We start from the raw sequence: 11649 nt of genomic DNA, 5'->3' as shown, positions 1-11649 counted from the left end.
AGCCGCTGAAGATTCAGAGGATGTACGCGGATCCTGTGGGAGTGAGCTTGCTCACGAAGAGGCCATTACAACCGCTGCATATGGGGTGGATGTACCGGCCCCTTCGCGAGCAAGCTCGCTCCCACGGTTCGTGCATCTGCAGGAAGATCGGAATTGTCGGCACGTTAGATGACAGCAGTTGGGGATGAGCCCACGCAGTCACCCCAACCCGTATTTCTTCACCTTGTCGAACAACGTGGTCTTGGCCATGCCCAATTCCTGGCTGGCCTGACTCAGATTGCCGCCGCTGCGCTGCAACGCCTCGCCCAGCAGGTTCTTCTCGAACGCCTCCACGGCTTCGGCGAAATCCAGGCGCTGAGTGGCGACTTCCGCACCGGCCGTTTTGAACGCCGGCAGGCCTAACGCATAACGCTCGGCGACATTGCGCAGCTCACGCACATTGCCCGGCCAGTCATGGGCCAGCAATGCCGAGCGGGTCTGCGCATCCAGCTGTGGCGCTTCACGGTCAAAGCGCAGCGACGACTGCTGCAGAAAATGTTCGAACAACTGCAGGATGTCTTCGCGGCGCTCTCGCAAGGGCGGCAGTTCGAGGGTCACTACGTTGAGCCGGTAATACAGGTCGCTGCGAAACTGGCCCGCTTTACTCAGCGCATTGAGCTCCGACTTGGTCGCCGCAATCACCCGGCAGTCCACCGCCACACTCTGGTTTGAACCCAGTCGCTCCAGCGTGCGCTCCTGCAATACCCGCAGCAGTTTGATCTGCAGGTTGATCGGCATGCTTTCCACTTCGTCGAGAAACAGCGTGCCGTCGTGCGCGTGTTCGATCTTGCCAATGCGACGTTTTCCGGCGCCGGTGAAGGCGTTGGCCTCGTGGCCGAAGATTTCGCTCTCGAACAGGCTTTCCGGCAGGCCGCCACAGTTCAGTGCGACGAACTGATGGTCGTGGCGGCGGCTGAAGTCATGCAGGCAGCGGGCGACAAGTTCCTTGCCGGTGCCGGTTTCACCTTCGATCAACACGTTGGCCGAGGTGTCCGCGACGTTGGCGATCAGTGCGCGCAGGGTTTGCATCGCCTGGGAGCGGCCAATGATTTTGCCCTCGAGGGAGTCGCGCTCGGCCAGTTGCCGACGCAGCGACCAGACTTCCCGGGCCAGCCCACGTTGCTCCAGCGCGCGGCGGGCAACCTCGACCAGACGCTCGGGAGAGAAGGGTTTTTCCATGAAATCGTAGGCGCCATCGCGCATCGCGCCGACCGCCATCGACACGTCGCCGTGACCGGTGATCAGCACCACGGGCAGGGTTCGATCGCGTTCTTTCAGGCGCTTGAGCAGCTCAAGCCCGTCCATGCCCGGCAGGCGAATGTCACTGATGACGATGCCGGCGAAGTTTTCACTGACCAACCCCAGCGCTTCTTCCGCACTGCCCACACCCTGGCTGTGTATGTCTTCCAGCGCCAACGCCTGTTGGCAGCCGAGCAGAACATGCGGGTCGTCTTCGACGATGAGTACCGTCAGATCAGTGTTCATGGTTGATTCCAGTACGACAGCGTTGCGTTCATCGCGAGGGGTTCCCATGGTCGAAGTGCGCAATCTGGCAGGAGCGCGCTTGCCCGCGAAAGCGGTGTGTCAGGTGTGAACAAGGTAAATGCCCCTCCGCTTTCGCGAGCAAGCTCGCTCCCACAGAGACGGGTAATGGGTCGATCTTTCATACACCCGCTGCCCCGCGATCAACCAGAGGCAAGACCAGCACGAACATCGTGCCCCCCTCGGCCGGGTCCTCGGCATTGAGCGTGCCGCCTGCCGCCGCGGCGAGGCTGGCGGACAGCGTCAGGCCCAACCCCAGTCCCTGTTCGCCGGGCTTGGTGGTAAAGAAGGGCTCGAATAAATGCTTGCGCGCTTCGGCGTCGATGCCGTGGCCGTTGTCCCGCACGCGCAACCGATAGCGGCCCTCGAACACGTCGCCTTCCAGCCATAGGATCGGCAGCGGCTGCGCCTGCATGGCGTCCAGGGCGTTGCCGATAAGGTTGACCAGAATCTGCTCAAGCCGGGTCTGGTCAATCGCCAGTTCGACATCGTCGATCTGCTGGTGCAGCTCCAGTGACGCATTGTCCAGGCGCGCCGCGAGCAATTGAAGCGCAGCGTCGACCGCTTTACTCAGCGACGCCTGGCCCTTGTCTTCCCCACGTCGGGCGAAGGCGCGCAGGCTGGCGGTGATGCGGCCCATGCGATCCACCAGATCGTTGATGGTGCGCAGGTTCGCACTCGCCGTGTCCAGCGCACCCCGTTCGAGAAACCGAACGGTGTTGCCCGACAAGGTGCGCAGCGCAGCCAGTGGCTGGTTCAGCTCGTGGGCGATGCTCGTGGACATCTGGCCGATGGCGGCGAGCTTGCCGGCCTGGATCAGTTCATCCTGCGCCTGGCGGAGGGTTTCTTCGGCCTGGCGGCGTTCGCGAATCTGCCCCTTCAGACGTTCATTGCTGGCGCGCAGGTCGGCGGTGCGGTCGGTGATGCGCCGTTCCAGTTCGTTGTTCGCCTGCTCCAGCGCCTCACGGGCGGCGAGGCGGGTGGAAATCACCTTGCGCCGCTCGTTCCAGGCAATCAGCAGAAACGCCACCAGCGCGCAGGCGACGGCGACGAGCATTCCCTGATTGGCGGCTTCCCGGCGCAGGTCTTCCAGCGGCGTAAGCAGGGTCAGGTGCCACGGCGTGTCAGCCAGTTCGCGGGTCTGCGCCAGATAACTCACCACCGTGTGCTCATGGTCGACGCTGGTGTTGGCGGGAAAGGTCAGTTTCTCGACCCCATCGGCGATCGATTCACGTTCCAGCGGCACCAACTCGTTGAGCGGCCACCAGTAATACTGCAGGCTGCGCGCCAGCCGCTCCTTGATCTCGGCGGTCAGCGGGCGGACTGATTTGAGGCGTCGGGCGGGGTCACTGGAGAGAATGATGATGCCGTTCTCGTCGCTGACAAACGCCTCCAGGCGCGCGCGCTGCCAGCGTTCTTCCAGCGCTTCCAGGCGGACCTTGATCACCGCGACGCCGATGATCTTGCCTTTCTCTTCCAGGCCGTGGGCCAGGTAGTAACCCGGTTCGCCGGTGGTGCTGCCGATGCCGTAAAAACGCCCCGGCAGACCGCGAATCGCGTCCTGATAATAAGCGCGGAAGGACAGGTCTTCACCGAGGTAACTGTCGGCGTCGCGCCAGTTGCTGGTCGCCAGCACCCGGCCGGTGGTGTCCAGCACATAGATGGCCCGACTGCGGCTGCGCCGGTTCAGACCCTCGAGGTAATCGTTGACCTTGGAACGCAACTCCGCAGACGGGTTGTTGAGCAGGTCGGAAACATTGGATTCCAGCTCCAGCACGCTGGGCAGGTAGTTGTATTTGTTGATCTCGCTCTCGACGGTGCGCGCGTGAAGCTCCAGCTGACGCTGACCGTTCTCACCCAGCGCCTTGATGGCGTTCTTCTCGCTGTACAAATAGGTAACGTAACCCAGCGCAATCATCAGCAGGATGATCAGCGGCGGCACGAACAGATGGCGAATCAGTCGGGGTTTCACGGCGAGTGATGGCGGCGCGGCGCGGTAGAGAGGGGGGTCGCATTTCATCACAGTCGTCCTGGACCGACCAGCCGCCCGTTGCATCAGGGATGAACGAGCGGCCGGTGGTTTTTACGCCCTCTAAGGGCTAATGCTTTTAGTGCTGCAGGATTTTGTTGAGGAATTGCTGAGCCCGCTCGGAGCGCGCGTTGACGTCGCCGAAAAACTCTTCCTTCTCGCAGTCTTCGACGATCTGGCCCTTGTCCATGAAGATCACCCGATCCGCCACTTTGCGGGCGAAGCCCATTTCGTGGGTCACGCACATCATGGTCATGCCTTCGTGGGCCAGTTGCACCATCACGTCGAGCACTTCGTTGACCATTTCAGGGTCGAGCGCGGAGGTTGGTTCGTCGAACAGCATCACCACTGGGTCCATCGCCAGCGCGCGGGCGATCGCCACACGCTGTTGCTGACCGCCCGACAGTTGCCCCGGGTGCTTGTGGGCATGGGCCGACAAGCCGACACGTTCGAGCAGTTGCAGGCCTTTTTTCGTGGCCTCTTCCTTGCTGCGGCCCAGCACCTTGATCTGCGCGATGGTCAGGTTTTCGGTGATGGTCAGGTGCGGAAACAGTTCGAAATGCTGGAACACCATGCCGACGCGCGAGCGCAATTTCGGCAGATTGGTTTTCGGGTCAGCGATCGAGGTGCCATCGACCACGATGTCGCCTTTCTGAAACGGCTCCAGCGCGTTGACGCACTTGATCAGCGTGGACTTGCCTGAGCCCGACGGGCCGCAGACCACGATCACTTCGCCTTTTTTGACCTCAGTGCTGCAATCGGTCAGCACCTGAAAGTCCCCATACCACTTGTTGATATTTTTGATGGAAATCATACGGCTAACCTTTTTTGCATGAACTTGACCAGGCGCGACGCGGCGAAGCTGATCGTGAAGTACACCAGACCGGCGACAATCAGGAACTCGTTGGAGCGCCCGATGATGTCGCCGCTGGAGCGTGCCGAGTTGAGGAAGTCGACCAGACCGACCGTGTAGACCAGCGAGGTGTCCTGAAACAGGATGATGCTCTGCTGCAACAGCAACGGGGTCATCTTGCGGAACGCCTGGGGCAGGATGATCAGGCGCATCATCTGGCCGTAGGTCATGCCCAATGCTTGAGCAGCACCCATCTGACCGCGGGAAATCGACTGCACGCCGGCCCGCACGATTTCACAGAAGTAGGCCGCCTCGAACATCATGAACGCCACGACGCAGGAGGTGAACGCGCCGATCGGCGTGTCTTCGCCGGTGATCCAGCGCAGCACGAACGGCACCGCCAGGTAGAACCAGGTGATGACCAGCAGCAGCGGGATTGAGCGGAAGTAGTTGACGTAGGCGCCGGCGACACGTGACGCCAGCTTGTTCGACGACAACCGCATCAGCGCCAGAATGGTGCCGATGATGATGCCGCCCACGATGCCCATGGCCATCAACTGCAAGGTCATGAGCATGCCGTTCCACATGCCCGGGATGGCGGGAATCACTCCAGAGAAGTCCATTATTTACCTCCCACGGAGATGAGGCCCGGCACTGCGACTTTCTTCTCGACCAGACGCATGAGCAGCATCAGGCTCATGTTCAGCGTGAAGTAGATCAGCGTCGCCAGGGTGAAGGCCTCAAACAGGTTCGCGGAAAACTCGGCGGTCTGTTTGGTTTGCGCGAGCAACTCCATCAGGCCGATCAGCGACGCCACGGACGAGTTCTTGAACACGTTGAGGAATTCGGAGGTAAGCGGCGGAATGATGATCCGGTACGCCTGGGGTAGCAGCACGTTCCAGTAGATCTGGGGCAGCTTGAAACCCATGGCGCGGGCGGCGGATTCCTGCCCCACCGGCAGCGCCTGAATACCGGTGCGCACCTGTTCGCAGACACGTGCGGCGGTGAACAGGCCCAGGCACACGACAACGCTCAGGAACGCCGAGGTGGTCGGGTTAAGGTCTTGCTTGTACCACTCCTGCAAGTTTTCAGGCAGCAGGTCCGGCACCAGGAAGTACCAGATGAACAGCTGCACCAGCAGCGGTACGTTACGGAAAATTTCCACGTAAATCGCGGCGATAGAAGACACGATGCGGTTTGGCACCGTGCGCATGACCCCGAGCACCGAGCCCAGGAGTAACGCAATGATCCAGGCGGCGACGGCAATGGCGATGGTCCAGCCCAGGCCGGTGATGTACCAGTCCAGATAGGTCTCGCTGCCGACGCCCGTGGACTTGAAGAACACGCCCCAGTCCCAGTTGTAATTCATCAGGGTCTCCCCCTTATTGATCGTTATGCACGCACGCGCCAGGTAGCGGCTTCCGAAGACGCAGGGCGTCTCCGGAAGTCAGGCTTTTCACGGTTTCAAGATGGTGGAGCGAAAGGCTCAGGCCTTCTTGTCCGGCGCCGGCTTGTCGTTCGGGTTGGCGATCAGCGCTTTGAGCTGTTCGCTCATCGGGAACATCAGGTTCAGGCCTTTTGGTGGAATCGGCTGGGTGAACCACTTGTCGTAGATCTTGTTGATCTCGCCCGATTTGTAGGTTGCAACGATGGCGTCATCAACGGCTTTCTTGAACGCAGCATCATCCTTGCGAACCATGCAGCCGTAGATTTCGTAGGACTGAGGCGTTCCGGTAACTTCCCAATCGGTCGGCTTCTTGGCCTTGGCCATTTCGCCCGCGAGCAGGGCGTCGTCCATCATGAAGGCGACGGCGCGGCCCGATTCCAGCATCTGGAACGACTCGCCGTGGTCCTTGGCCGAAATCACGTTCATGCCCATCTGCTTGTCGGCGTTCATGGACTTGAGGATGCGCTCGGACGTGGTGCCGGCAGTGGTCACGACGTTCTTGCCTTTGAGGTTATCGAAGTCTTTGTAGTCGGAGTCTTTCTTGCTCAGCAGACGGGTGCCGATTTCGAAAATACCTACGGAGAAGTCGACTTGCTGGGCGCGCTCGGCGTTGTTGGTGGTCGAACCGCATTCAACGTCGACGGTGCCGTTCTGCACCAGCGGGATACGGGTCTGGGAAGTGACCAGGTTGTACTTGACCTTCAGGTCAGGCATGTCCAGGTCTTTTTTGATTGCTTCAACGATCTTCAGCTGGATGTCAGCGGAGTAGCCCACTGGCACGCCGGAAGCGTCAGCGATGTAGGAGAAAGGAATGGATGAGTCGCGGTGACCGAGGGTAATGGTGCCGGACTCTTTGATTTTCTTCAGAGTGCCCGTCAGTTCGGCGGCGAAAACAGGGGTGGTGATCAAAGCGGCAGCAATGGCTGCGCCCAGGATATGGGGAACGATGCGCATCTGGTTTTCCTCGACATTGTTTTTTTTATTGGACCGGTGTTGGACGGCCCTATCGTTTCAGAGCGCTTCAACGGCGGCCCAGTCAGGCGACACGCTACATCGAAGCAATCGTGCAAGAGTGTAGAGCATGAGTCATGCCAGAGATGGGACCGACGCTAAGCGTATGGATTTGTTGATTATTTTTGGCGGGGGATGAGCGTGAAGGGGGGCGGGCTGTCCGGGATTCCGAACTGAACGGGGGAGGGTGTTCGGGAATCCGAATGGTATCGCAGGGGTTTCAGAGTGGGTAACCAATGGTTTTGCGGTGTGACTTCGGACGCTTTCCCGGCTGAAGCCGGTCCTACAAAATCGCGTCATTTCAGTAGGACCGGCTTTAGCCGCGAATTGGGACTGGCAATTTATGCGTGGATCTTTGGTGCGGGCACTGTCCATTCAAGCCGCTCAATAGAACCGTTGCGGCCTGCCACTTTGTCCAGATACGCCTGGACCTTCTGGTGCTCTTCATCAGTGGTGAACAAGCCAAGCTTGGTCCGGCGCCACAGAATGTCTTCGCCCTTGGTCGCCCACTCCTCGCTGCAGAGGTAGTCCACTTCGCGGCTGTACAGACCGCCGCCCAAGTGTTCGCCCATTTCGCTGAGACTTTGAACGCCCTCGACGATACGCCAGCTGCGTGAGCCATAAGTAATCGACCAGCGCTTGGCAATATCCGCTGGCAGCCAGCTGCAACGCTGCTCCAGTTGCGCCGCCAGCAACGCTGGCGTGGTCATGCTTTCACCGCCCGGCAGGGTGGCTTTTGCGGTCCAGCTTGGCTCCATCTGCGGGAAGAACGGCGCCAGTTGCTGCATCGCCGATTCCGCCAGTTTGCGGTAGGTGGTCAGCTTGCCGCCGAACACCGAAAGGATCGGCGCCTCCTGGGCGCTGCCCGACAGCGACAAGGTGTAGTCACGGGTGATCGCCGACGGGTTATCTGACTCGTCATTGCACAGCGGACGTACGCCTGACCACGTGCTCAGAATGTCGGCACGGCTGAGTTGCTTCTTAAAGTGGTCGTTGACGATCTTCAGCAGGTAATCAGTCTCGCCTTCGGTGATCGCCACTTTCCCCGGATCACCGGAATATTCGCGGTCGGTCGTACCGACGATGGTGAAGCGTTCGAGGTACGGAATGGCGAACACGATGCGCTGGTCTTCGTTCTGCAGAATGAACGCATTTTCGCCTTCGTACAGTTTCGGCACGATCAAGTGACTGCCCTGAATCAGGCGAATGCCGTACTGCGATTCGAGCTTCAAATCTTCACGAATGAACTTGGCGACCCATGGACCAGCGGCGTTGACCAGCGCCTTGGCGCGGATGGAAAACAGGCTGCCGTCCGCACGCTCCATGTCCATGTGCCACACGCCGCCGCTGCGACGGGCGCCCAGGCAGCGGGTCTGCGTATGAATGTGCGCGCCTTTTTCACGGGCGGCCATGGCGTTGAGCACCACCAGACGAGCATCGTCGACCCAGCAATCGGAGTATTCAAAGCCCTTGGTGATCGAGCTGTTCAGCGGGCCGTTGGCGCCGAAGCGAATGGTCTTCGACGCTGCCAGCTTCTCGCGTTTACCAAGGTGGTCATACAAAAACAGCCCGGCGCGGATCATCCACGCAGGGCGCAGGTGCGGGCGGTGAGGCAGCACGAAACGCATCGGCTTGACGATGTGCGGCGCTTTTTCCAGCAGCACCTCACGCTCGGCCAGCGCTTCGCGAACCAGACGGAATTCATAGTGTTCCAGGTAACGCAGGCCACCGTGTATGAGCTTGCTGCTGGCCGATGAGGTGTGGCTGGCGAGGTCGTCCTTCTCGCAGAGAAAGACCGAAAGGCCCCGGCCCGACGCGTCTGCCGCAATGCCGACACCATTAATGCCACCGCCGATCACGGCAACGTCGTAGACCTCGGAAAGGGGTGGGGTCGGCAAAGTGGACTGGGCCATCGGGGCCTCCTAAGTGTTCGATCGCGTTCGAATTCTGCGCCTCAGGGAGGGCGAATTCGAACATTTATGTTCATTTCCGAAAATAGTAGCGCAATAACGCGAACGCAGCCACTCAGTATTCATTGAAAATACTGATGGGAGAGATGAGAAAGGAACAAAAGCGAACATCCGGGTGAAGCGAGCGCGGTCACTGCGCTCGTTCATGGATCGAGGGTTATACGACTTCCAGCCGAATCTTGTTCTGCGTCAGCAGTTGCGCCAACGCAGGCACGGGCGTCTGGTCCGTCACCAGGCAGTCGATCAGCGTGATCGGCCCCAGTCGAACCATCGCGTTGCGGCCGAATTTGCTGGAGTCAGCAGCCAGAATCACCTGACGCGCGTTGGCGATGATCGCCTGAGAAACGCGCACTTCCTGATAATCGAAATCCAGCAGACTGCCGTCCTCATCGATCCCGCTGATGCCCACAAGGGCGAAATCGACCTTGAACTGCGTGATGAAATCCACGCTTGCCTGACCGACCACGCCGCCATCCCGGCGCACATTGCCGCCCGCCAGCAGCACTTCGAAATCATCCTTGCCGCTGAGAATCGACGCCACGTGAAGATTGTTGGTGATGATCTTCAGGTGATTGTGATTAAGCAACGCGCGGGCGATGGATTCGGTGGTGGTGCCGATGTTGATGAACAGCGACGCATGGTCCGGGATCTGCGCGGCAATGGCCTCGGCGATGCGCTGCTTCTCATCGCGCATCTGATCGGCACGCATGGCGTAGGCCGTGTTTTCGATGCTGGAATCGTAGGCCGCGCCGCCGTGGTAACGACGCAGGAGGTTCATTTCCGCCAACTGATTGATGTCGCGGCGAATGGTTTGCGGGGTCACGACGAACAGCTGCGCCATTTCCTCGATGCTGACGTAGCCGCGCTCACGGACCAGCTCGAGGATCTGCTGTTGACGGGGTGGCAGATTCATTTTTTATCCTTCGGGCACGGGCGCCCATGATGCCGCAGGCAGCCATTACCTGTCAGCCGGAAAAAATGCCTCTGCCGCTCCGTTCAGGATCGCGCTTATTCGACCTCTTCGTGGGGTTCCCAATCGCGGGTACGGTCCACCGCCTTGCGCCAGCCGGCGTAGAGTTTTTCCTTCTCGGCGTCATCGCATTGCGGCTCGAACTTGCGCTCGATGACGGCCTTGCCCCTCAGCTCGTCCAGTCCGCTCCAGAACCCGATCGCCAGGCCAGCCAGATACGCTGCGCCCAATGCGGTGGTTTCGCGCATCTTCGGACGCTCCACCGGCGTGCCGAGAATGTCGGCCTGGAATTGCATAAGGAAGTTGTTCGCCACTGCGCCGCCGTCAACGCGCAGGGCTTTGAGCGGCTCGCCGGCATCCTGTTGCATGGCGTCGAGCACGTCACGGGTCTGGTAGGCGATGGACTCCAGTGCGGCACGAATGATGTGGTCGACCTTCACGCCACGGGTCAGGCCGAACAAGGCACCCCGTGCATACGGGTCCCAGTAGGGCGCGCCCAGACCAGTGAAGGCTGGCACCAGGTAGACGCCATTGCTGTTCTTCACCTTCGTGGCGAAGTATTCGGTGTCCATGGAGTCATTGACGATCTTCAGCTCGTCGCGCAGCCACTGCACGGTGGAGCCGCCATTGAACACCGCGCCCTCCAGCGCGTACGCCACTTCACCGCGCGGACCGCAGCCGATGGTGGTGAGCATGCCGTGGCTGGATTTCACGGCTTTTTTGCCCGTGTTCATCAGCAGGAAGCAGCCAGTGCCGTAGGTATTCTTCGCCTGACCCGGTTCGACGCACATCTGACCGAACAGCGCCGATTGCTGATCACCGGCGATCCCGGCGATGGGAATGCCGCTTTTGCTGTGGCCATAGACTTCGGATGACGACTTGACCTCCGGCAACATCTCCCGGGGCACATCGAGCACGTCGAGCATGCGCTGATCCCACTCCAGGGTATGGATGTTGAACATCATCGTGCGCGAGGCGTTGGTGTAGTCGGTAACGTGGACCTTGCCGCCGGTAAATTTCCAGATCAGCCAGCTATCGACGGTGCCGAACAGCAACTCGCCACGACGGGCGCGCTCGCGGCTCCCCTCAACGTGGTCAAGAATCCACTTCAGTTTGCTGCCGGAAAAGTACGGGTCGATGACCAAGCCGGTGGTGTCCCGGATGTAGTCTTCCAGACCGTCACGCTTGAGTTGCTGGCAGATCTCGGTGCTGCGACGGCATTGCCAGACCACGGCGTTGTAGATCGGCCGGCCGGTGTCCTTTTCCCACACCACCGTGGTTTCGCGCTGATTGGTGATACCGATCGCGGCGATCTGATTGTGGTGCAGGTTGGCCTGGGCCAGAACTTTGGTCATGCACGCCGTCTGGGTCGCGAAAATCTCCATTGGATCGTGCTCGACCCAACCAGGCTGGGGGTAATGCTGAACGAACTCGCTCTGGGCGCTGCTCACCACGTTGGCGTCACGGTCAAAAATGATGGCGCGAGAACTGGTGGTGCCTTGATCCAGAGCGATGATGTAATTCTTGTTTTCGTTGTCGGTCATGGTGAATGCCTGATAGTAAAACGAGTGTCCGGAAACTGCCGTCCGTATGGATGCCTGCGCAAATTGCCTTTGCGCACTGAATACCGGGATGGCACCAAGGAAGCAAGCTGGATATTCGTATTCGAAAAAATATAGACGTAAACGAACCTTGTCAAAGGTCGAAAGCGAACGTTATTGATGAATGTTCCGAGCCGCCGATATTAGTGGATAAGTCGTGCGCAAACGCAGGCATTTCGATAACCAA

At 59.9% G+C, this 11649-nt stretch carries 9 protein-coding genes; all 9 read right to left on the bottom strand.

Going from position 1 to position 11649, the window contains the following annotated elements; genetic code table 11:
* Positions 1-198: 198 nt before the first annotated feature.
* Positions 199-1524, bottom strand: a complete 1326-nt coding sequence (aauR, locus tag AC0Z8Z_RS00945; protein WP_485617428.1) for a two-component response regulator AauR — start codon at positions 1522-1524, stop codon at positions 199-201.
* Positions 1525-1702: 178 nt separating this feature from the next.
* Positions 1703-3601, bottom strand: a complete 1899-nt coding sequence (gene aauS / locus AC0Z8Z_RS00940; RefSeq protein WP_485617427.1) for a two-component sensor histidine kinase AauS — start codon at positions 3599-3601, stop codon at positions 1703-1705.
* Positions 3602-3689: 88 nt separating this feature from the next.
* Positions 3690-4424, bottom strand: a complete 735-nt coding sequence (locus tag AC0Z8Z_RS00935) for an amino acid ABC transporter ATP-binding protein (protein WP_037012313.1) — start codon at positions 4422-4424, stop codon at positions 3690-3692.
* Entirely contained in the window at positions 4421-5089 is a 669-nt protein-coding gene (locus AC0Z8Z_RS00930; protein ID WP_172612954.1) for an amino acid ABC transporter permease, read from the bottom strand. Before AC0Z8Z_RS00930 ends, AC0Z8Z_RS00935 begins: the two co-directional genes overlap by 4 nt.
* Positions 5086-5832 carry an amino acid ABC transporter permease gene (locus AC0Z8Z_RS00925; RefSeq protein WP_065992535.1) on the bottom strand — a complete coding sequence of 249 codons (747 nt, stop codon included), beginning with the start codon at positions 5830-5832 and terminating at the stop codon, positions 5086-5088. Before AC0Z8Z_RS00925 ends, AC0Z8Z_RS00930 begins: the two co-directional genes overlap by 4 nt.
* A gap of 117 nt (positions 5833-5949) precedes the next feature.
* The gene (locus tag AC0Z8Z_RS00920; RefSeq protein ID WP_172609437.1) at positions 5950-6864 is read right to left on the bottom strand and encodes a glutamate/aspartate ABC transporter substrate-binding protein; all 915 of its coding nucleotides are present in this window, start codon (positions 6862-6864) and stop codon (positions 5950-5952) included.
* Positions 6865-7262: 398 nt separating this feature from the next.
* On the bottom strand, positions 7263-8834 hold the full coding sequence (glpD, locus tag AC0Z8Z_RS00915) for a glycerol-3-phosphate dehydrogenase (protein WP_485617424.1): 1572 nt from the start codon (positions 8832-8834) through the stop codon (positions 7263-7265).
* A 214-nt stretch (positions 8835-9048) separates the two neighbouring features.
* Positions 9049-9804: a DeoR/GlpR family transcriptional regulator gene (locus tag AC0Z8Z_RS00910; protein WP_074888955.1), complete on the bottom strand. Its 756-nt coding sequence runs from the start codon at positions 9802-9804 to the stop codon at positions 9049-9051.
* A gap of 95 nt (positions 9805-9899) precedes the next feature.
* On the bottom strand, positions 9900-11405 hold the full coding sequence (glpK, locus tag AC0Z8Z_RS00905; RefSeq protein WP_122536100.1) for a glycerol kinase GlpK: 1506 nt from the start codon (positions 11403-11405) through the stop codon (positions 9900-9902).
* Positions 11406-11649: the final 244 nt, after the last annotated feature.

It is taken from the genome of Pseudomonas sp. 1L-C-7-B-C1 (genome assembly GCF_057291635.1).
This window is presented reverse-complemented; position numbering and strand designations above follow the sequence as displayed.